The sequence below is a fragment of the Nostoc sp. genome, assembly GCF_036919615.1.
In the GTDB taxonomy this organism is placed as follows: Bacteria; Cyanobacteriota; Cyanobacteriia; order Cyanobacteriales; family Nostocaceae; genus Nostoc.
The window spans coordinates 1-20704 of sequence record NZ_JBALCN010000096.1; the positions used below are offsets into that span (position 1 = coordinate 1).

The following is a 20704-nucleotide window of genomic DNA, read 5'->3' on the forward strand; positions in this document are numbered from 1 at the left end:
TTAATTGCTGCCATGAATCAATTTAAACCCTGTTATGCTTCTGGATGATTTAGCTTATTTACTACTTGCTTATTCCGGAAAGTGACAGAAGAGGGCTATGCCGGAGATTTGCCGATGAAAACTATATCTAGCCTTGATGCGGTAACTAAAAATTTAGAACAGCATGAGAACTCAAAACGGATAAAAAAATTAATCTACTCGGCTTGTAAAAATATTTGGGAGAATGATGAAGATACGCTAGATAGGTTTAAATTAGAAGAATTAATTCAAGAATTATGCAGATTGAATCCAAGTATAAATAACTTAAATTATACTTTATCTAAAGTTGTAAAAACCCTTAATAAACAAGCTGAATACGCCCTGATCGCCAGTGTTATTTCTCAGGAAATGCAGAAGCTATATATAACGCCTGATGAATCAATAGGAATATTATTAAACCAACCTCATCAAGAAGAATCAACAGGAATATTATTAAATCAACCTCATCAAGAGAAACAGATATTTTATAATTCTGGACAAATATTATCAAATTCTATAGATAAATCTCCAAACAGTCAAATAAAACATCAATATAATCAGTTTGATTTACGGCAAAATATTATGAAGTATACTAACCCACTTAGAGCTAAAATAGTTCTATTTTCTGCGCTTTATAAGAAGTTTACTTTCAATGAAGAAGACTGGTTGAAACTGAAGGCTGAAAAACTTGATGATTTATTGCTGAGATTATTTGATACTTGTCCAACTATCAGAGAGCTTGAATCTAAACTAAATAGTGCTGTTATATCTCTAGGCAAGCCGGATGAAAATATTCAAGCAGCTAGTGCAATCATCCAATCTATGCAAGGTTTATATAGCAATATGTCATCCAGCACCAACCGATATCAACCGCTTAACAGCGATTCATCTCTAGAAGCTAGAACACTAGTTAATCCTGAGCAGAAAATTGCACTCAAGGATGACAACAAGGATAATAATACTTGTCAATTTATAGCAACCCCAACCACAGATCCGCTCAATAAAAACAATAATGGCAATTTTTGACTGTTTTTGTTCCTGGGAAGATTTGGAAAGATTGTAGTAATTGAAATAGGAAAAATATGGATGCCAATGAACTTCTTAAGCGATATAGAAATGGAGAAACAAAATTTATTGAGGTCAACTTAAATGGGGTAAATTTGTTTGGTGCAGATTTGATCGGTATAGCTTTGAATCAGGCAGATTTGTGTAATGCCATCCTAATTTTTAGCTATCTAAATCGGGGAATCTTAAATAAAGCAAATCTAGTTTGTACAAAGCTAAGTGGCGCGAACCTAAATCAGGCAAGTTTAATCAGTGCCAACTTGCATGATGCTAATTTACATGGTGCAACTTTGCAGGGTGCTGATTTGCGTAATGCCAATTTAACTTTGGCGTATATGCTAGATACTAACTTGATGGATGCTGATCTGCGAGGTGCAGATTTGAGTGGTGCAAATTTAACTGGTGCGTGCTTGCGTGGTGCTAACCTGCGAGAAGAAAAGAGAATGTACTCTGCTACTTTACGAGGTGCTAACCTGCATAAGGCTGACCTGCGGGGCGCTGATTTAACTGGTGTAGACTTATCTAAAGTTGATCTGAGTGGTGCTAACTTGAGTGAGGCAACGCTACGTTATGCCGATCTAAGTGATGCCAACTTGAGTGAAGCGATTTTGTATAATGCATCTCTAGCAGATACTAACATCGGGGGTGCTAATTTGAAAGGTGCTAACCTAATGAACGCTAAACTGCAACGGTCAAATCTCATTGACGCCGAACTTACAGGTGTTAACTTGTATGGTGCAATTATGGCAGATGCAAAACTGACTAGATGCCAGTTGAGTGGAGCAAACCTGAGTTTTGCAAGGCTAAATAGAGTTGATTTAAGTCGGGCTAACCTGCGTGGGGCTAACCTGACTGAAACAGACATGGTTGATGCCTATCTTGCTAGGACAGACTTGACTGATGCCAATTTAAGTAAGGCAAATCTGATCAGAGCAGAAATAAGTAGTACAAATCTGACGGGTGCAGATTTGCGTGGTGCAATAATGCCTGATGGAACAATTAATGACTAAAAATATAGCATGGGCAATGACCACTATTTTATCATCGTAGGTCTTGCCCAAATACTAACTTTTATTCACCAGTAATCGACAGTTCATTAACCCAGATTTTCGGACACACTCCCCCTGGCGTTAACTCCGCATCTTTTTCTACATAAATAATTGACTTTAAGAGTTCCAAGAAATCGCCAGCAACAGTTGCTGACTCAATACTCGTCCTGACACCCTTATTAACTAGCCAACCATCAAACGGCAAAGAAAACGAACCTTGCAAGGACTTAACTCCAGCATGGAGAGCTTGTAAATCATCGATAAAAATCACATTTTCAGCAGTTTCTAAGCTCAACTCCTGTTCAGAAGTTGCTGTTGTAAAAACGTGATAAAAATTGGGACTGACGCTGACTTTTGCACCAATACTGGCATTACCTGTTGGCTGGGCATTTAACCTTTTAGCAGTGCCTGCACTATGGAGAAAGCTTGTTAAAACGCCATTTTCAATCAGCGAAATCTGACGAGTAGGAGTTCCTTCACCATCAAAACTTTCTGCACCAACGTTAGCTGGGTGCAGTGCATCATCAAAAACTGAAAGCAGAGGAGAAGCAATTTGCTTACCTAAATCATCGGGAGTAGATAGGCTTTGATTGTCCAAAATACTTTGGGCATTGAACAAGTTAGAAAAAGCACCCAATAGACTTAAGAAAGCTTCCGCTGAGAAAACAACTCGATATTTACCGGTCTTGATTTTTTCATAGTTTAAGTGACTGATAGTTTTATCGGCGGTTTCTTTGATGCAACCATTGATATCTAGTTTATCTAAACTTTGGTTGATTCTAAAAGCGCCTGCACTGCGAGGTTTTTTTCCTTCTTCCTCAGTTTTGCTGTAAAGATAGACTGATGATAAGGAGTGAGATTCAGTTCTGATTGCACCGTCGCTATTAAGATAAAACCTGTCAATATCTCTTTGCGATAACCCGTTATAAGGCACACCTTTAATTGCTGGATGAGCTGCCAGTAATTCTTTTTCAGCTACCAACAATCTTTCTATGAGTTCAGCAACAGGTGCTTGGGGTGTATTATCCTGAGGTTTATTGGCAATAGTAACAGTAGCTTCTGGACTAAAATCAGGGACATTTTCCTTAACACCAAAGAAACTGGCTTCATAGGCAGTTTTCAAAGCTAATTCTAGTCCCTTGGGATCTACATCTGTGGTGCTGGTGATACCCATTGTATTATCTTCATTCCAGACACGAACAGTAACACCAGAGCGATTTGAGGCTTTGACTTGTTTTGGCTCACCTTGGTCTACTTGCACGCTAGTGTCATCTACTGTTGAGCCATAAATGTCAAATTTCTTAATACCAAGCTTATCAGCATTATCCTTGGCAGAATTTGCAATCTCATTGATATTCGGCATAGTCAATTTTAGATTTGGGATTTTTTCGCTCCCTGCTTCAGCCTGGGAGTGTAATACTGGAGGGCTTCTGCCTCCTCAGATAAAATAGTGGCAGAGCCACGAAGAAGGCGTTTCCAGGTGGAACCTGGGAACGAGTTGACGAGATTATCGTCCACCTACGGTAATAGAATCAACCTTGATGTGAGGTTGTCCAACTGTAGTGTAAATACTGCCACTGACGGAGCCACAAAAACCTGGTGCAATTTCTAAATCTTGAGAACACATAGAAATTTTGTTCATAATTTCTTTGGCTTCACCGATAAGAATTGCTCCCTTTAAAGGTTTGGTGATTTTGCCATTTTCAATCAAATAAGCTTCATCAACACTAAAGTTAAATTGACCTGTAGCACCAACGCTACCACCACCCATCTTTTTACAGTAAATACCTTTATCAACAGAGGCAAATAAATCATTATTGGTGTATTCGCCAGAATCAATATAAGTATTACGCATCCGGCTAGCAGCGGCAAAGGTATAATTTTGGCGGCGGCCACTTCCAGTTCTGGGGTGTCCGGTGCGTGCAGAACCTGTTCTATCTGCTAAGAAGTTTTTGAGAACGCCTTTTTCAATTAATAGGGTTCTTTGAGCGGGCATACCTTCGTCATCCATATCAATTGTCCCGAAGGCATTTTCAGAGCGTCCTTCATCCCAGGCTGTCAAACTTTCGTGAGCAATTTTTTCGCCTTTTTTGTCAGCAAAGGGAGTGGTATTGCGTTCAATTTGAGTGGTTTCTAGCAAGTGTCCGCAAGCTTCGTGGAAGATTACGCCGCCAAAGTGATTAGCCATAATAATCGGGTAAGTACCTGATTCTACGTAATCTGCGTAGAGCATTTTTCCAGCGGATTCTGCTATTTTCTCAGCAGCTTGTTGAGAATCCCAAGTTCTCAAGAAGTTGGCATCGCTAGTATTACCAGCGCGATCGCCAATTGAGGTACGATTAGCACCATCAGCACACAACAGGTTAAATCCTACTGACTGGGTGAGGCGAATATCACGGGCAAAAGTACCATCACTGGCGGCGATTAAAACTTCTTGCCAATCCCGGAAATAAGTAGCACGGCGCGATTGGACGTGGCTAGCTTTTTGCTTCAAGTGAGCAGTACCATCAAGGAGGACTTCTCCCATTTCTCGGATGGAGCTACACACTGGTAGCCATGCATCTTTACCTCTTTTGGTGGCGTAATCTCTGAGTAATTCCAAGTTGATTTCTGGAATGAAAGCTTTAGGAGCGGGTAGTTGCAATCCCAGTATAGAAAGACCTTTTTCTAAGGCTGCTTTCAAACCGGAAAAAGAAATGTCATTGGTGCTGACATAACAGTCAGCTTTGCCGCGAAATACTCTGACTCCCGCGCCTGTAGACAGACTGGGTGAAATACTGGTGATGGAGTCGTCTTCTGCAAGACAACTAATATAGTTGCGACGCTCTAAAAATAATTCGATGAAGTCAGCACCAGCGGCGCGTCCTAGTCCCAAGAGGGTAGCCAGAGGGGCTTCCCAGGTTTCATCGAAACGCTCTGGTGTAGAGGAATATTGGAGGGTGGGAAGTTGATTTGAGAGAAGTAGCGTACTTGTAAGCATGGGTAGCCTCGTCTGCTGGCGTAATTCAGAGATTTGACTGAAAAATCCTGGTGTGTTCAGTCTAACAAATGAGTGAAAGCCACAGTCGGCAATTAAGTAGTAGGGGTTTCCTCACCTGGGAAACTCACTCCCCCCTTAAAGGTCAGTGAAATATTGTAAGTAACACCCTTTCGAGAGCGATCGCACTTCATGTAGAGTCGAGAATACAGTTTCATTTTGCGACAATAGGGGTAAAAAGTTCCACAGCATTGCTAATATCCGCAGGGACTGTTTTACCTTTACATTCATTGAGCAGCAAAACACCGCGTGCTACAGTAGCCGACTACCTGAAAGCACGTCTTAACTCCCCCTTCCAAATGATTACAGATGTATCTTTTTATGTATGTGAACCAAGAGAATTTAACGCACAAATACCAGAAAAAAGGATGTTGATGCGTTATTACGATATCTTGTCGCAGTTACTGACCTTGGTATGAAGCAAAATATTCAAATTATTTATGGGATAGTTGCACCCTGGTAATAAATGAAAAGAATGTTTAGAGAATCAGTTGCAATATTGAATGTAGTATTTTAGCCTCAGAGAATCAGCAAACCAGAAAGTGAAAACATTCATACATAATTGGAAGGCAGTATTAGACTGCTTCCAATTTATTAAAGTATAGGAAGCAAGAACCACATATATTGGCAAAAGCAACAATTTCATTAAACTTCTTTTTGATTTCTGCTTTGCTCATTCCTAGAATGACACCATTGAGAAATTACCATTTTTCTATTCAGTTAATTCTTCCTGAGAGTTTATTCCTTCTCCAGTTTATTTACGATTTGCGATTTTAAGTGGAATTCTTGTTGTTTCTTGCTCATTGAAAGTCAGACCTAAATTGGTAGTTTGTCCTGTCGATGTTAGATTCTTAAACAGGAGCTTTAGGGTTCGAGTAATAGTTTTAATAATTTTCATTTTGCTGGCAGTCGGCTTTTGATCGTATCTCAAAACCATTGGAATTTCTATAATTTTTGGTTTGAGCACTTTGGCTTTCAGCAGTAAATCTATCATGCAAGCAAATCCACTTTCAGTGAATAAACTATCCCCATAATACATATCCAGTTTACTGGCAAAAGTACGGTTATACAGCCTGTAACCACAAGTGTAGTCTCTTACTCCTGGTACACGGGCTGCAATTCTAAAAAGCCAGCTGGCTCCATAACTCATCAATTCTCTAAATTTTGATAAGCCTATGACTTTAGAGCCTTTTCGATATCTAGATGCGATCGCAATATCATAGCTGCCAGCTATCATAGTGTCATACATCTTTATTAACAGTTCTGGTGGTTGAGTGTTGTCGCAATCCATCGCGGCTAAAAAATCGCCTTCCTGAGAAATTTCTAAGAAAGTCGTGAAACCTGTTTTGATTGCTTGACCTAAACCAGCATTTTTGGGATGTTGGACTAATTTCAGTAATATTCCTAGTGATTGAGATTCATCTAAAGCAGTCTGAGCAGTTTTATCACTACTGCCATCATCAACAAGAATCAGTTCTATCTCCATATTAGAAATTTCCTGCAATGCCTGAAACCTTTTGAACAAGGGGCGAATTGATTCTTGTTCATTGTATGCGGGTAAAAGAACAAAAAGACTCATAAAGACCTCGTGTGATTTTCAAAATAAAATACCATTACTCAAATTTCAAGAATTTAGTAATGTTGATTTTTGGAGAAATTCATCAACGTGTCGCACAACTGCGTTGTTGTTGACGCTATCATTAACAAACTGTGAGGTATTGACGACGAAAAAATCATCGTTTTCAGTACTAACTTTTGGAACAAGACTTGAATAATCTAAAACTTGTAGTGGCTGTACTTTAATAGCTCGATTAATGTGGGCTGCCACAATGTCATCTGCTTTGAGTTCGGGGAACATCAAACGTATTCCCTGGAAAAACACTTGGCGCAATTCATCATCAGGCTGTTTTAACAGCGGGTCAGTGGAAAGTATATATTTTGGTAGGAATGTCATGTGATATCCTGCTGTTTCCTGTAAAGAAACTAGGTTACTCATACCGATGACTCCAGTAAAGGGAACATTTCTATCGGCAATATTTACTACGTAATAAGGAACTAGAGCCTTGCGAGTAATAAGTACCATGCAGATTACACCCAGGTATTCTACTGTTTCACCAGTATCTGAAACTTTCACCAGTTCATTGGCGGCAACCTGTTGCAGAATATTAACTGGGCCAGTAAAAATGACTTTATCAAAATGTTCCTTTTTACCCTGATATTCTACCCACATTCCACCCCCTGGATGAGGTGCGATATATTCCACTGCAACACCTGTATGGATATGACCTCCAGCCGCATAAATTAATTTTTCTATATGGTCAAAAACAGTTTTGTAACCACCTGAGACATAACCAAGTTGTTCTTTATTTAGTGAAGAATCTCGCGCTGAAAATAGTCGTTTGATATAAGCCCAAATAAAAACTGCTGATATTCGCTTATAGTTCTCTCCTAATTTGGATAGAAGTAAGGGTTTCCAGAGTTTTTCGTATGTGTTTTTCCCACCGAGTTTCAATAGCCAATTTTCAACTAAAATCTTCTCTAAGCGCCGCCAGTTATTAAGGCGTGAACCATACAGGAGAGTAAAAGCTAATCTGATTTTACCTATAAGTCCAAACAGAGGAAAGCGCAGAAATTCTATAGTGTTACTAATAGAATAAAATTTTTGATTGTCGTAGAAACCTGTTAGACTTCGATGCCAACGCAGTTTATCTCCAAGACCAACATCTCTAAGAAAATTTATTAAGTGAGTATCAGAAGGGAGGATAACGTGATAAAAGCGATCCCAGGTAAATAACCCGTAATCATGATAGGTGGTAAGTCCACCAAGCTGCTTATTGCTATCGAAGACAGTTACTATATGTCCTTGATGTGAAAGACGTTGGGCTAATACTAGCCCAGTGATACCCCCGCCAATGATACCTATATTCATAAATTTAGATTTTTGTAGGGATGTCTTTGAGATTTTTCTTCAGAGGCTTTTAATATTAATAACCTCGGTGGTTGCATTTTGAGCTATTAATGTACAACAAGAACTACACCAGTTATGATAATGGAAATTCCTAACCACTGGCTAAATAGAACCTGCTCTTTTAGAAGATAGTAAGAAGTAATCGGTATAAGTGCATACATTAATCCGAGAACTGGAAATGCTTGACTCAGAGGAATTGTCCGCAATACATAAAGCCACAATATAGTCATAAATGTATAGCAGATAAACCAAATCAAAAAATAACGAGAGAATAACAGATTTCGGATAGATGCACTTGCTCCCTTAGTAGGGCTAGAAATGTAAAGTCCATATTTTAGTGATAGGTTAGCTGCTGTTCCGAATAAAACTACAAGCATTAAAAGTAGCCAAGTAATGATGTTCATTTGTCAATGCTTTTTGTGGAATTTACTATAAATTCATATAGACTTTTTCAGTGGAATAGCCACTAAAAGAACACCCAGAAAAATTGTGATCACTCCTGCTATTCGAGTTAGTGTAATCACTTCATTAAAAAAGTAGTATGAACCGAAAAGTATACCAACATAATTTAAACTAGTTAGTGGATAAGCAATACTCAATTTTACAGATCGCAGAGCCAATATCCAATTTGCTATTCCCAAGCAATAAACACTAACAGCTAATGCTAATTGTTCAAGAAATATCCAAGTAAATAGTCCCTCATTTGTCTGACTCATGGTATGCTTCATTAGCAATTGTCCAGAGATACTAAATAATATACTGATAAACAGGATGATATAAGGAATTATTTTAAAGTTTGAAATTTGCGAGATAGATTTCATAGTACATTTGCCTCAATTGAAATAAGAGGTATGAACCAGACAGTAAACAGCCCGTTGTTGTGAACATTTCGGATTTCGGTCACACCTTCTGTGCAATTCAACCTCCACTTCAGTAAACAGACAACAAAATTAGGAAGGTCATGTTAAAAGAACTGATCTCAAAATGACCGTTGAAGCTCATGTCCTAGAGTTAGCAACTAAATACTATGCAACTTCCAGAATGGTTGCTTGATCATGGCAGCGTTCGATATGATCAGAGTAAATACGCTAAATTAGTTTACTAGGTTATACTCCCAGACAAACCAGTTTTCTTGTTTGGTAATTGGCACAATCAATTAAAGCTTTGCCCAACTGTGAATTGCAGAAATCACCCGTATCAGCCAGTTATACTTCAACACTAATTTTAGTGCGATCGCAATATCTAGGTCATAGTGGATGCAGAGATAGGAGATTAACTTAACTGGATTAATAAATGTTCTTAATTTTCTCCAGTAAAGTTTATTAATTCACTCATATACCATAGAATTTCTCCAGGCTCACAGACATATCTGTAAACTCGGCTGATAACTAAGCCGATTAATAAAAATTTGTACTCAAATTGAGTGTGTATAAGTGCTTTTTTGGGAATAGAATAGAAACACAATGAGTAAAATAAGTAACAGAAATCTGCTTGGCTGCGGAAACTATAGATGAATCAGTCTACAGTAATGCGTTTTACAGCTTTCTGGGGGACTTTAATCACTGTCTAAAATTAAGTTTTTGACGATACTAACGGCTAATGTAAACTAGCGTTGGCTGATTCAGATTAAAGTTGAGATGTTTTTACATAATTCAATATTATGTTTGCTTGATTGTTCTTCATTACATGTAATTTTTACTAGAGTTTTCTCTTTAAATCTATTGTTACATGTAATCACTTACTAGAATACCATGAGAAAAGTGTGTTGCAAATTTATCGCCATACTTCATCAAAACTTTATTTACCGAAAATATACTTAAACAGAAACTTCATAAAATCAAAATTTTTCTCTAGATGAATTTTTATTTTTAAGGATTTGTACATTTATGAAGCACTTTCTGGTTCATCTGACTTTTCAGGGTAAGTCCTCAAACCACGAGACAGTGTGGCTTTTTCCACAGCCTTATTCGTCAATAGTTATGAATTAATGAAAATGATCTACAGAAAAATCAGGGCTTGGGAAATCCTGAAAATGACTTTTTCCACCTACCATGAAAAGTCAGTCTGGCTAATAAACTTGCAGAAGTAGCAATTTTTAGTATCAAACTCTAGAAGTGCAAACCTAAGAGTTTGATCAAGCAGAATTGAAACTTGAACAACAATGTAAACAATATCCCGCCGTAGCACAATAAGACACTAATTACAGAATAAATCATAGATGGCATTATTCAGGAAAATCTTCAAATTCAGATATCTCAGACAAAGCTTAGTTGAGGGTTAATTCAGACACTAAGTAAATCGGAAGACCCTATTTATGAATTCTCTGATCAAATTTTATTTGATCAGCTAAACTACATCTAGTTTGCATAATCTGAAATTGTACATTTCTTGTGGGGTGGGTGACACGAGTGCCTAATATATGCTTTGGTTTTTATAGAACAGCTTACAACGATTGATTGTAAGTATACTTTTAAAAGTTGGCGTTGCCTGACAGATGCAAAAGCTCAACAATAACTAACCTAACATAGCATTCAAGGGCTGAAGCAGAAGATCAAGCTTGCCATAATTAGGAAATATTCTATTTAAAAAGCGAGTATCAAGTGGTCAAGATCATAATCACACAGCAGAATTTACTATAAAAAATTACCAAGTTATTTTTAGGATATTACTGGGTTAACTGTCTGATAATTTTCAGCTGTTTAATGTTGAGAAAAAATTAGTTCCTAGTAGTTGGTATTATTTAATTACTTTAGGTTGTTTTCCTATAGCTTCAGTTTGTTTGGACTCATTTTCCTGCAAAAGTCTATTGGTAATTATTAATACAATAATTAACATTCCAAACTGAATCTGCCAGGGTGCTAATACTAAAGTTAAAATCAAGCTAATGGCTGCAAATACACCTGCCAGATATGCAATTTCATCAGTACTCTTTTTAAATAAGTAGCCAGTGGCTAAAGCCGTACACAGTGGTATCAAGAAAAACAAAGGCATTTTATTAACCTCTGAACTAAAAGCTGTTGTGCTTATAAAACAAATTAAAATTGTTTTTGGAATTTTGGTTAATCTTACATCCAATAAGGTTTTAGCCACAACAGTCGATCGAAATAAATATTATAGAAAATCAAGATTACACAACGTCGTATGTTACACCAATCGGAATAATGATTGCGACAGATGAAGCGCCCAACAGCTTGGCGAATAACTCCTTCTTCTGTAGTTGATGCTGCGCGTCAGCTTGCTTTAACTGTAGAAACACACAATCCTTTTGGTGACACTTGTTCTGCCGTCTCGACTCAGCATAGCTACGCTATGCTATACAAACCTCGTTTACCTACGTGGATTGAAAGGGTTTAAAACTTGCGTAGGTGGGTTTTGTCTATTTCGCCAATTGCCCTCTTGGAGTAATCATCTGGTAAATTAGCTTAAAACTTTGGCCTTGCGCCAGGATAAGGATCTAGCATATTACCTTTAGAAGTAGCATTTTCATTTTTTCATTTTAGACACCCAATGCTGAACATTCCTCAATTACTGGCAACTGAAATAAACCTCAAACCCCATCAGGTGCAAAACGCGCTGGAACTTTTGGCGGAGGGTGCAACAATTCCGTTTATTGCACGTTACCGCAAAGAGCGCACCGATGAGATGAATGAAGTGCAACTACGTGAACTGGCCGATCGATATACTTATTTAACAGAACTGGAAGAACGAAAATCGGTGATTTTAAATGCGATCGCTGACCAAGGTAAACTTACAGATGAACTCAAAGCCAAAATCTCATCCTGCTTACAAAAAACTGAACTTGAGGATTTATACTTACCCTATCGACCAAAGCGACGCACCCGCGCCACCATCGCCAGAGAAAAAGGACTCGAACCACTGGCGGAATTTATCAAGTCGCTAAATCTAAAAAATGCTGCAACGGCTTCTCTGGAAGAAGAAGCGGCTAAGTATATTTCCCAAACCAAGGGAGTAAAAACAGCAGAAGAAGCGCTCAAAGGTGCTGCTGATATTTTGGCGGAAGAAGTAGCTGAAAAAGCGGAATTACGCGCATATATCCGCGACTATCTTTTAGAAGAAGGGGTATTTGTCTCCCGCATTAAAGATGATTATCCCGAAGGTACAACCAAATTTGAGATGTACCGTAACTATCAAATTCGTGTTAAAAATATTGCACCCCACAATATGCTGGCCTTGTGTCGGGGTGAAACTGAGAAAGTATTAAGCTTTGAAATTGCTTTCGATGAAGATACGGTACTTTACTATCTTGAGTCGAAAGAAATTAAAACCAAAGTTCGGACAATTCGGGATTTTTATCAGTCAATGCTAAAAGATGCATTCAATCGTTTGATGAAAGTCTCTCTAATGGGGGAGGTAATTTCTGAGAATAAAGTTTATGCAGATATGGAATCAATCAAGACATTTGAAACTAATCTGCGGGAGTTGCTGCTGTCTGCACCAGCAGGAATGAAACCAACACTGGCGATAGACCCTGGATTTAGAACTGGGTGTAAGGTTGCAGTCCTCGACCAAACTGGAAAATTTTTGGAATACCAAGCGGTATTTCCCCACCAAGCGGCTGAACAACGACTCAAAGCAGCACAAACTGTCAAAAATCTGATTGAAAAGTACAAGATAGAATTAATCGCCATTGGTAATGGTACAGCCTCCCGCGAGACAGAGGAATTTGTCATGCAAGTATTGCAAACCATAGAACGCAAACCAGTTAAGGTGATGGTGAATGAGTCTGGCGCATCTATATATTCTGCAAGTACTGTAGCGCTAGAAGAGTTTCCCGATTTAGATATTACCGTGCGCGGTGCAATTAGCATCGGCCGCCGTTTGCAAGATCCCTTAGCGGAACTGGTGAAAATTGATCCCAAATCCATTGGTGTGGGACAATATCAGCACGATGTCGATCAGAAGTTGTTGAAAAGGAAATTGGATGACACTGTAGAAAGCTGCGTTAACTACGTCGGCGTAGACTTGAACACCGCCTCCAAAGAACTTCTAACTTCTGTCTCTGGGATTACGGCAAGTGTTGCCAATAACATTGTTGCCTATCGCAACCAGTATGGAGCCTTTAAAAATCGCCGACAACTTTTGAAAGTTCCGAAGCTGGGGCCAAAAGCCTTTGAACAAGCAGCGGGTTTTCTGCGGATTCGCGGCGGTGACAACCCATTAGATAATACAGCTGTACATCCAGAAAGTTATTCTGTAGTAGAAGCGATCGCATCTGATTTAAATGTGCCATTAAATCAGGTCACACAAATTGCTGAAAAACTTAAAAAGACCAACCTGAAGAAATATGTTACCGATAGCGTCGGTGAACCTACACTGCGCGACATCCTTAGCGAACTGGAAAAACCAGGTAGAGATCCCCGTGCTGAGTTTAAGTATGCCACCTTCAAAGAAGGAATTAAGGAAATCAGGGACTTAAAGGTGGGAATGGAACTAGAGGGAATGATCACGAATGTGGCCAACTTCGGCGCATTTGTCGATATCGGCGTACATCAAGATGGCTTGGTGCATATATCCCAACTTGCTGATAGATTTGTAGACGATCCCAACAAAGTTGTCAAAGTTGGACAAGTAGTCAAAGTACAGGTGCTAGAAATTAACGAGAAACTCAAGCGGATTAGTTTGTCGATCAAAGCAGTTAAACAATAATTAGAAACAGCAGATGGCAGTTTATCAAGTTCGATTCATCAATCCTACACTTGGATTGGATCGCACCATTCAAGTACCAGATGATCAATATATTCTCGATATGGCAGAAGATACTGGTATCCGCCTCCCCTCTGGGTGTAAGCAAGGTGAATGTTCTGCCTGTGTCGCCAAACTTATTAGCGGTGAAGTTGATCAAAGTGAGCAAAAATTCTTACGCCCAACTGAAATACAGGCTGGTTATGTTGTTACTTGTGTAACTTACCCCTTGTCTGATTGCACTTTAGAAACCCATCAAGAACAAGTCTTGTATAAATCAGCCCTTTACTATAAGCCTGAGTCGGGAAAATCTGAAACCTCGTTCGCGTAGCGTGCGCTTCGCGCACTCTCTCCTAACTCCCCTTTTTAAGAGGGGGAAACTAGAATCGAATGCCCCCTTTTTAAGGGGGTTGGGGGATCTCTTTTGCGTAAGTCTTAACAGAGTAGAGGCGCACAGCTATACGCCCCTGTAATATATTGCATCCAGATGACAACCGCTATAGTTTTCTAAATGATCGACCTAACGGTAGAAGCAAATTCTATCTTGCAAGAGAGGTTAAAACGCAGCACATAGTTAATGATGAGATCAGAAGTTACAAACAATAAATCTTAGTGATTAGGTCAAAAAAATGTTAACACCATTATTAACCGCGCTAGCTACAGCTTTGAGCCTGTTGATTGTTGATTTAGTTGTTCCAGGCGTTAATATTGCTAATTTTCCCGCAGCTTTGATTGCCGCTTTAATTATTGGTCTAATTAACGGTTCGGTTAAACCAGTTTTGTCTACTCTTTCCTTACCACTTAACTTTCTATCATTTGGAGCATTTTCGCTCATCGTCAACGGTTTTTGTTTCTGGTTAGCAGCAGTACTAGTTCCTGGGTTCGGAGTTCGTGGGATTATTGGTTTCCTTTTTGGGCCAGTAATTCTAACTTTTGCTAACACCTTGATTAACAACTACTTTGTTGAAAAAAATCTTTTAGCCAGTAGTGGTGATGTAAAAAGCCAAAATGAATTACCTTCTAGATAAATATTAAAGGGAGTAGAAATACAACTTTAATCACGTCTCTACTCCAAAAAAAATATCCGAAGGTGGATTTCCTAATTCGGCATTTTCAAAAGAATGTAACTAAACAAAATCACAAAATTGTAACATCATGAAATTAGTTCGTTTTCTTCTAGGTTTATTAGTGCCTCCTTTAGGTGTTTTCCTGACAGTTGGAGTTGGCCCAACCTTGATTATTAACATTGTGCTCACAGTTTTAGGTTGGCTACCCGGTAGTATTCATGCAATTTGGGTGATTGCCAAGCATGAAGAACAAGTTAATCAAGAGGGACGTATTTAACTAATACGCAAGATTAATTTTAAGAAATCTTAAGTAGGGTGCGTTATGGCTTTAGTCTAACGCACCATTTTATTACGAAAATTAGAATTTATAAGCTATTCCAATTTTAACCTGCATAATTAGGGTGGGTATCTTGCACACCCGATCAGAGTTTAATTTAATTCAAGCAATTTAGATGTTTTTCAACTTATCAAGCGGTGTGTTAGTCTTTGGCATAACATACTCTATAAAAACTTAGTCTTTAATAATTATACAAATACGTTACTAGGGCACGGCAATGCCGTGCCCCTACGAAAAATCATATGTATCAGGGTTTTTGTGAAAAGGCAGTCTAGTCTATTTATGAATAGTATCCCGCTCTTTATCAGCAGGTTGCTTCTCTTTGAACAAGTCAGCCGCCGTTAAGAGTAACTGTCTTAATGTTTGTTTAATTTGGCGCTCTTTTCTCGCTAAAGATGTACCAGCTTCACCTAATTGCTCTTCTAACTGCGATCGCTTTTGTTCTACCTGTGCAGCCATAGATTCTGCTTGCGGACGAGCTTTATCATACCAGTGTTTAGCCTCGTCCAGATAATCTTGAACTTCCATGGAACGTCCGCCATAGCGTGCAGCTAAGTTAGCTCGGACAATCGCTAGCTGCGCTTGCAATTGCGCGTAACGTTTCTTTAACAATCCTACTTCTTCACTATCTTTAATAGCATTGACAGCAGAATCAATTGCAGTTTTAGTAGTAGCAGGTTCTTGCTTACTCGTCTCTTCAATCTCTGCCAAAATTACATCAACCTCTTGCTGAAGTTGTTCTTCCTCACCATCCAGTTGAGCCTGTAGGCGCTTGATATCTATCTGAGTTTGAGCAATGCTTTCGTGTCTTTTGCTATTAATCCCTTCCAGCGCTCCTTCAATCGAAGCTGCCACTTCATCTTTGAGTTCACTACCTTTTTCTTGGAAGTTTTCGATTACAGCAGAAACTGCATCTCTAACAAGGCTACGAAGCTCAGTCGAACCTTGTTTAAACTCAGATCCTACTTGGGAAACTGCGGATTTGACAATTTCTCGAATCCGATCAGTTCTTAATTGTCCGGTTTCTTTAGCTTGTTGTAGGTCGGCTTGAATTTGTTGTTTGATATTGTTAGGCATTTTCAACTCTTGGGATTTAACTAATTTGGATAAAATTTTCTAGGCATGTTCTCACACCCATATTATGGCGTAGGCTGATAGAGCTAGGTACTTCCTTTAGATAGAAAATAATAGCCCTAAGGAGGTGATGTGTAGCATGTTGACCATTTGTGAGATGATGAATATTTGTTGCTAGTAATTGGGAGTGAAATATGTGGCGAGTAAATATTACTTGTTCAGGTGATGCCTGGAAGCGTTATGGTACAGAATTTAAAGCGATCGCAGAGAAATATCAAGGTGAATTGATTGGTTCCAAAAAAATGCCAGATGGTACGCGCATCATGTCCTATAAAATTGAGGATGTTAGTGATGCAGAAGCATTTCAAGAAGATTGTGCAAATTTTGCTGGATTTTCAACTGACTTTGAATCCCTATAGTATTGGTTATCACACTTATGCCTGCAACTAATATGTCAAAATCAGGAGAAGTTAATTGAAAACAATAATCACATTAGTATTAGTAACGTTTTTGTTATTAATCAGTACTTTTACTTTCCCTGCTAGTGCTGCAGACACAGTTAATGGTGAACAAATATTTAGTGTTCATTGTGCTGGTTGTCATATCAACGGTAGCAACATAATCAGGCGAGGTAAAAATCTCAAAAAGCAAGCGCTCAAGAAATATAGTATGGATTCTATAGAGGCAGTTACATCTATAGTAACCAATGGTAAAAATAATATGTCAGCCTACAAAGAGCGCCTCACTGAACAGCAAATTCAAGAGGTTGCTGCTTACGTTATCGAACAAGCTGAAAAAGGCTGGCGTTAAAAAGTTAGGAGGTGGGAGTTAGGAGTTAGGAGTTAAGACTTTAGCAGTTATTAACTCTAGCAGTCGGAAATCATTCATAATAAAGTAGAAAAGTTAAAAAGGCTGTAAAAACCCTCTTGTCAACTCACTAATTATTAACTCTTCTCACTCCTCACTCTTCATCCGTCACTCCTCACTCCTAAACTTGAAAATGAACTTACCCGCAGCTAGCCGTCTCCAATTCACTCCCGATTTGAACATCTGCCGCATATTAAATGGTATGTGGCAAGTCGCCGGCGGACACGGACAGATAAATCCCCAAGCCGCTATTGAGAATATGTTCAAATATTTAGATGCAGGCTTTACCACTTGGGATTTAGCAGACCATTATGGCCCCGCGGAAGACTTTATTGGTGAGTTTCGCTGTGAACTAATTGATACTCGTGGGAAAGATGCTTTATCTCAGGTGCAAGCTTTTACAAAATGGGTACCTCGTCCAGGCAAAATGACGAAAAAACTGGTTGAGGAAAATATTGATATTTCTCTGAGAAGCATGAATGTAGAATCGTTAGATTTGATGCAATTCCACTGGTGGGAATATCAGGACAAAAATTACCTGGATGCCCTCAAATATATGGCAGAACTTCAGACTGAGGGTAAAATTAAGCATCTAGGTTTAACTAATTTTGATACGGAAAACTTGAAGATTATTACCGAAGCAGGTATCAAAATTGTTTCTAACCAAGTACAATTTTCGCTTGTTGACCGCCGTCCTGAAGTTAATATGGTAGAGTTTTGTCAACAGCATGACATAAAACTTTTTACCTACGGTACACTGTGCGGCGGGTTGTTATCAGAAAACTATTTGGGGAAACCGGAACCGCGAAGAGATGATCTATCTACTGCTAGTTTGAAAAAATATAAAAATATGATCGATGGTTGGGGTAGTTGGCCATTATTTCAAGAGTTGCTGGCTATCCTCAAAGAAATTGCTAATAAGCATGGGGTAAGTATCTCCAACGTAGCAGTGCGTTACATTTTAGATCAGCCAACTGTGGGCGGCGTGATAGTTGGTGCCAGACTTGGTGTATCTGAACATATAGAAGATAACGCCAAAGTATTTAGTTTTAGTTTAGATACTGACGATCGCGATCGCATCAATGCAGTATCTCGCCAATCACGCGATTTGTATCAGCTTATCGGCGATTGCGGCGACGAATATCGGCGGTAATTTCGGTAAAAAGGTGATAACACGGTGAAGGTTACTGTGAAAACTACTGCTGTCAGCTATGCCCCTAAACTTCACCTTCGCTCTCAGTCAACAAGGTAAAGCCAGTAACCTCAGCAGCATGGCCAGGGTAATCGCCCAACAAGGGGACATTCCAAAAGCGATCGCACTTTGGGAGCAATCCTTGGAAATACAACAGCAGATTGGCGATGTGGTTGGTGAAGCTGCCACTCTCAACAACATGGCAGGTGTAATCGCCGACCAAGGGGACATTGCAAGAGCGATCGCGTTACTCTTAATGATTTTTGTTGGCTTGTATAGAGAAAAGATGCGATGAAGATAAGGGAGATGCGATCGCGTTAATCTTAAATTAATCGCTAACAATCTAACCAGCTTATGCAGTCCTTCAATATTACACTGCCGGATGCGATCGCTAATGCTCTCAATGCCTATATCAAGGATCAGGAAGTTTCCATACCTGCTAATGTCGTTGCAGAAACTGCCCTAGAAGAATTCCTCAGCCAACGTGGCTATTTACGTCCACGAAAGCAAGGTTTATCCCTTACTCCTGCACCAAAAGGAAGTGGATTTCAAGATACGTCACGAAATCACGATAAAATTCTAGCAGAACAAGCCTTTTTACAGTCATTACCATCAAACACACTTTGAGAGCCGTATTTGCTGATACTGGGCCTTTGTACGCTGCCGTAGACGTAGACGACGAATATCATCAGCGATCGCAAGCTGAACTACAACGGATTAATGCAGAAAATTTAATAATCTTAATTCCCTTTCCTGTTTATCTGGAAACATATAATCTTTTGCTATATCGTCTTGGAACTGAACAATCGATTAGCTTTGCTAGACAATGTAGAGGAGCAGTTCATTTAGTTAATCCTTCACAGCAGCAATATATAGCAGCAGTTGAAAAAGCTGCACGTTTTCTAGATCAACAGATTAGCCTCAGCGATGCTGTCACTGCCATTTTGTCAGAGGAAATGAAGCTACCAGTGTGGACATATAACTATCATTTCGATTTGATGCTAGTTCAGGTATGGCGATGAACAACTATTGCTGAGAGAAAAGATGCGATCGCGTTAATGCTTAAATTAATTGGCAACAATACCACGTTAACGAGTATCAAAGACTCATTAAAGGAGTTCAAAGCCTCTTTAATGAAGTTCAAATACTCGCCCTGGCGAATGGAATTCGCGGCTATACAGACAAAACTTACCTCCGTGGGTTTCAAATTCCTGAGTCTGCACAGGCGGACTTAGTTTGTGTAGTCGCAATTTCTAATCCCCAGGTATATTTATTTGCAAAGGTGAGATGCTTTCATACATCTGTTTATGCTTGACTAAAAGCTCTTGATATTTCTCGTTTGTCTTTGCTTCTACCCACTTAGCTTTAAATATTGCTGCTGATTCCGCTTTAACTGAGTCTACTTCATAGGGAAGAATCTCTTTTTTAGAATCTGAAGTTTCCGAATTTTGTTTATATTTCCTGCCACTCTTATGATTAGCATAACGGCGGGAGCGAGTATAACCCATTTGGATAAACTTCCTTGCCATATCCGCACCGACAAAATCATCTTTCTCTAAATAATCAAGAAAAAGCTCGTATATTTTTTCACTCGACTCTCTAGCAATCTCAGGAGTTTTAAACCGCCAGTAGGGAAGAATTTCCGATTTATATGGTTCTACCAAAAGTACACCCTGCTCACCCTTGCCAACACGATAGAGTTCAGGATGTTGGCGAAAATCGAGATTTTTAAAGTCTAAAGAATAATCAAAAGCCATGCGAAGTGTTTATTATTCATAATAAACTTTAATAAAAAAGTAGAACTTCTATCTCTGTAGGGAAATTTTATTTTATTATGCTATCTAGCACCCAATCCGTGAACAGTGTCCTTGCTCCGGGCAATCTGCGTAAAGTGCATCACATTGCCCTCAACGGCCAGGATATGCAAGCTTCCCGCTACTTTTATGGCACAATCCTGGGTTTGCATGAACTCACAGGCGACGAAGTACCCGCAACTCTGGTGGAACTTGTAGCATCTGGGAAAGTAGCCAACTTCATTACCCCGGATGGGACGATACTGGATTTATTTGGGGAACCCGATTTAACACCACCAAATCCAGACCCCGAAAAGACTTTCACCAGAGCGTACCATCTAGCCTTTGATATAGATCAGCAGTTATTCGATCGCGCGGTGACAGTGATTAGAGAAAATAAAATAGCGATCGCTCATGGCCCAGTCACTCGCCCTACTGGTAGAGGAGTGTACTTTTACGATCCAGATGGCTTTATGATTGAAATTCGTTGCGATCCAGATGTCCATTAAAGAATTATTTTTCAGCAAAAAACGG

General features: G+C 39.2%; 23 protein-coding genes. 14 read left to right on the top strand and 9 right to left on the bottom strand.

The genetic code is table 11. The features are described 5' to 3' along the window. The first annotated feature begins 81 nt into the window (after positions 1 to 81). Complete coding sequence (locus tag V7K48_RS27740) at positions 82 to 1044, top strand: hypothetical protein (protein WP_335077383.1); 963 nt, start codon at positions 82 to 84, stop codon at positions 1042 to 1044. A 56-nt stretch (positions 1045 to 1100) separates the two neighbouring features. Beyond that, a complete protein-coding gene (locus V7K48_RS27745) occupies positions 1101 to 2093 on the top strand; it encodes a pentapeptide repeat-containing protein (protein WP_335077384.1) in 993 nt (330 codons plus the stop codon). A 61-nt stretch (positions 2094 to 2154) separates the two neighbouring features. Here the strand turns inward: V7K48_RS27745 and V7K48_RS27750 are convergent, their stop codons facing one another. From V7K48_RS27750 to V7K48_RS27780, 7 genes are all read right to left on the bottom strand, one after another. Next, on the bottom strand, positions 2155 to 3495 hold the full coding sequence (locus tag V7K48_RS27750; RefSeq protein WP_335077386.1) for a TldD/PmbA family protein: 1341 nt from the start codon (positions 3493 to 3495) through the stop codon (positions 2155 to 2157). A 144-nt stretch (positions 3496 to 3639) separates the two neighbouring features. Next, complete coding sequence (locus V7K48_RS27755; RefSeq protein WP_335077388.1) at positions 3640 to 5112, bottom strand: TldD/PmbA family protein; 1473 nt, start codon at positions 5110 to 5112, stop codon at positions 3640 to 3642. Between the two features lie 811 nt (positions 5113 to 5923). Further along, positions 5924 to 6748, bottom strand: a complete 825-nt coding sequence (locus tag V7K48_RS27760; protein WP_335077390.1) for a glycosyltransferase family 2 protein — start codon at positions 6746 to 6748, stop codon at positions 5924 to 5926. Positions 6749 to 6793: 45 nt separating this feature from the next. Continuing rightward, positions 6794 to 8098: an NAD(P)/FAD-dependent oxidoreductase gene (locus V7K48_RS27765; protein WP_335077392.1), complete on the bottom strand. Its 1305-nt coding sequence runs from the start codon at positions 8096 to 8098 to the stop codon at positions 6794 to 6796. A gap of 86 nt (positions 8099 to 8184) precedes the next feature. Next, entirely contained in the window at positions 8185 to 8541 is a 357-nt protein-coding gene (locus V7K48_RS27770; RefSeq protein ID WP_335077394.1) for an EamA family transporter, read from the bottom strand. Positions 8542 to 8574: 33 nt separating this feature from the next. Then, on the bottom strand, positions 8575 to 8958 hold the full coding sequence (locus V7K48_RS27775; RefSeq protein ID WP_334974783.1) for an EamA family transporter: 384 nt from the start codon (positions 8956 to 8958) through the stop codon (positions 8575 to 8577). Positions 8959 to 10873: 1915 nt separating this feature from the next. Then, positions 10874 to 11227 carry a hypothetical protein gene (locus tag V7K48_RS27780; RefSeq protein ID WP_335077396.1) on the bottom strand — a complete coding sequence of 118 codons (354 nt, stop codon included), beginning with the start codon at positions 11225 to 11227 and terminating at the stop codon, positions 10874 to 10876. Between the two features lie 84 nt (positions 11228 to 11311). On the opposite strand from V7K48_RS27780, the gene V7K48_RS27785 reads away from it, so the two are divergent. The 5 genes from V7K48_RS27785 (at position 11312) to V7K48_RS27805 (ending at position 15184) form a co-directional block, all read left to right on the top strand. Next, entirely contained in the window at positions 11312 to 11491 is a 180-nt protein-coding gene (locus V7K48_RS27785; protein WP_335077399.1) for a hypothetical protein, read from the top strand. A 153-nt stretch (positions 11492 to 11644) separates the two neighbouring features. After that, positions 11645 to 13804, top strand: coding sequence for a Tex family protein (locus V7K48_RS27790; RefSeq protein WP_335077402.1), 2160 nt, complete (start codon positions 11645 to 11647; stop codon positions 13802 to 13804). A gap of 13 nt (positions 13805 to 13817) precedes the next feature. Beyond that, the gene (locus V7K48_RS27795) at positions 13818 to 14171 is read left to right on the top strand and encodes a 2Fe-2S iron-sulfur cluster-binding protein (protein ID WP_335077404.1); all 354 of its coding nucleotides are present in this window, start codon (positions 13818 to 13820) and stop codon (positions 14169 to 14171) included. Between the two features lie 298 nt (positions 14172 to 14469). Then, positions 14470 to 14868, top strand: a complete 399-nt coding sequence (locus V7K48_RS27800) for a phage holin family protein (protein ID WP_335077406.1) — start codon at positions 14470 to 14472, stop codon at positions 14866 to 14868. 127 nt (positions 14869 to 14995) lie between these two features. Next, the gene (locus V7K48_RS27805; RefSeq protein WP_334795633.1) at positions 14996 to 15184 is read left to right on the top strand and encodes a YqaE/Pmp3 family membrane protein; all 189 of its coding nucleotides are present in this window, start codon (positions 14996 to 14998) and stop codon (positions 15182 to 15184) included. A gap of 336 nt (positions 15185 to 15520) precedes the next feature. Here the strand turns inward: V7K48_RS27805 and V7K48_RS27810 are convergent, their stop codons facing one another. Next, positions 15521 to 16321, bottom strand: coding sequence for a histidine kinase (locus tag V7K48_RS27810; protein ID WP_335077409.1), 801 nt, complete (start codon positions 16319 to 16321; stop codon positions 15521 to 15523). 191 nt (positions 16322 to 16512) lie between these two features. Between V7K48_RS27810 and V7K48_RS27815 the strand changes: the two genes are divergently transcribed. The 6 genes from V7K48_RS27815 (at position 16513) to V7K48_RS27840 (ending at position 19399) form a co-directional block, all read left to right on the top strand. Then, a complete protein-coding gene (locus tag V7K48_RS27815) occupies positions 16513 to 16737 on the top strand; it encodes a hypothetical protein (RefSeq protein ID WP_334974769.1) in 225 nt (74 codons plus the stop codon). A 55-nt stretch (positions 16738 to 16792) separates the two neighbouring features. After that, positions 16793 to 17128: a cytochrome c6 PetJ gene (petJ, locus tag V7K48_RS27820; RefSeq protein ID WP_335077411.1), complete on the top strand. Its 336-nt coding sequence runs from the start codon at positions 16793 to 16795 to the stop codon at positions 17126 to 17128. A gap of 190 nt (positions 17129 to 17318) precedes the next feature. Next, positions 17319 to 18338: an aldo/keto reductase gene (locus V7K48_RS27825; RefSeq protein ID WP_335077413.1), complete on the top strand. Its 1020-nt coding sequence runs from the start codon at positions 17319 to 17321 to the stop codon at positions 18336 to 18338. A 58-nt stretch (positions 18339 to 18396) separates the two neighbouring features. Next, complete coding sequence (locus V7K48_RS27830; protein WP_335077415.1) at positions 18397 to 18672, top strand: tetratricopeptide repeat protein; 276 nt, start codon at positions 18397 to 18399, stop codon at positions 18670 to 18672. A 59-nt stretch (positions 18673 to 18731) separates the two neighbouring features. After that, the gene (locus V7K48_RS27835) at positions 18732 to 19004 is read left to right on the top strand and encodes a hypothetical protein (RefSeq protein ID WP_335077417.1); all 273 of its coding nucleotides are present in this window, start codon (positions 18732 to 18734) and stop codon (positions 19002 to 19004) included. Next, positions 19001 to 19399, top strand: coding sequence for a type II toxin-antitoxin system VapC family toxin (locus tag V7K48_RS27840; protein WP_335077419.1), 399 nt, complete (start codon positions 19001 to 19003; stop codon positions 19397 to 19399). The genes V7K48_RS27835 and V7K48_RS27840 overlap by 4 nt, the downstream gene beginning before the upstream one ends. 231 nt (positions 19400 to 19630) lie before the next feature. On the opposite strand, the gene V7K48_RS27845 is transcribed toward V7K48_RS27840, so the two are convergent. Next, positions 19631 to 20134 (bottom strand): DUF4385 domain-containing protein, encoded by a 504-nt coding sequence (locus tag V7K48_RS27845; RefSeq protein ID WP_335077421.1) that lies wholly within the window; start codon positions 20132 to 20134, stop codon positions 19631 to 19633. 77 nt (positions 20135 to 20211) lie between these two features. Between V7K48_RS27845 and V7K48_RS27850 the strand changes: the two genes are divergently transcribed. Next, positions 20212 to 20679 (top strand): VOC family protein, encoded by a 468-nt coding sequence (locus V7K48_RS27850; RefSeq protein WP_335077423.1) that lies wholly within the window; start codon positions 20212 to 20214, stop codon positions 20677 to 20679. The last annotated feature ends 25 nt before the right edge of the window (positions 20680 to 20704 follow it).

Coding starts and splice junctions, on each gene's coding strand:
- V7K48_RS27745 (WP_335077384.1), top strand. CDS start 1,101: ATGGATGCCAATGAACTTCTTAAGCGATATAGAAATGGAGAAACAAAA.
- V7K48_RS27750 (WP_335077386.1), bottom strand. CDS start 3,495: ATGCCGAATATCAATGAGATTGCAAATTCTGCCAAGGATAATGCTGAT.
- V7K48_RS27755 (WP_335077388.1), bottom strand. CDS start 5,112: ATGCTTACAAGTACGCTACTTCTCTCAAATCAACTTCCCACCCTCCAA.
- V7K48_RS27760 (WP_335077390.1), bottom strand. CDS start 6,748: ATGAGTCTTTTTGTTCTTTTACCCGCATACAATGAACAAGAATCAATT.
- V7K48_RS27765 (WP_335077392.1), bottom strand. CDS start 8,098: ATGAATATAGGTATCATTGGCGGGGGTATCACTGGGCTAGTATTAGCC.
- V7K48_RS27770 (WP_335077394.1), bottom strand. CDS start 8,541: ATGAACATCATTACTTGGCTACTTTTAATGCTTGTAGTTTTATTCGGA.
- V7K48_RS27775 (WP_334974783.1), bottom strand. CDS start 8,958: ATGAAATCTATCTCGCAAATTTCAAACTTTAAAATAATTCCTTATATC.
- V7K48_RS27785 (WP_335077399.1), top strand. CDS start 11,312: ATGAAGCGCCCAACAGCTTGGCGAATAACTCCTTCTTCTGTAGTTGAT.
- V7K48_RS27790 (WP_335077402.1), top strand. CDS start 11,645: ATGCTGAACATTCCTCAATTACTGGCAACTGAAATAAACCTCAAACCC.
- V7K48_RS27795 (WP_335077404.1), top strand. CDS start 13,818: ATGGCAGTTTATCAAGTTCGATTCATCAATCCTACACTTGGATTGGAT.
- V7K48_RS27800 (WP_335077406.1), top strand. CDS start 14,470: ATGTTAACACCATTATTAACCGCGCTAGCTACAGCTTTGAGCCTGTTG.
- V7K48_RS27805 (WP_334795633.1), top strand. CDS start 14,996: ATGAAATTAGTTCGTTTTCTTCTAGGTTTATTAGTGCCTCCTTTAGGT.
- V7K48_RS27810 (WP_335077409.1), bottom strand. CDS start 16,321: ATGCCTAACAATATCAAACAACAAATTCAAGCCGACCTACAACAAGCT.
- V7K48_RS27815 (WP_334974769.1), top strand. CDS start 16,513: ATGTGGCGAGTAAATATTACTTGTTCAGGTGATGCCTGGAAGCGTTAT.
- V7K48_RS27825 (WP_335077413.1), top strand. CDS start 17,319: ATGAACTTACCCGCAGCTAGCCGTCTCCAATTCACTCCCGATTTGAAC.
- V7K48_RS27830 (WP_335077415.1), top strand. CDS start 18,397: ATGCCCCTAAACTTCACCTTCGCTCTCAGTCAACAAGGTAAAGCCAGT.
- V7K48_RS27835 (WP_335077417.1), top strand. CDS start 18,732: ATGCAGTCCTTCAATATTACACTGCCGGATGCGATCGCTAATGCTCTC.
- V7K48_RS27845 (WP_335077421.1), bottom strand. CDS start 20,134: ATGGCTTTTGATTATTCTTTAGACTTTAAAAATCTCGATTTTCGCCAA.
- V7K48_RS27850 (WP_335077423.1), top strand. CDS start 20,212: ATGCTATCTAGCACCCAATCCGTGAACAGTGTCCTTGCTCCGGGCAAT.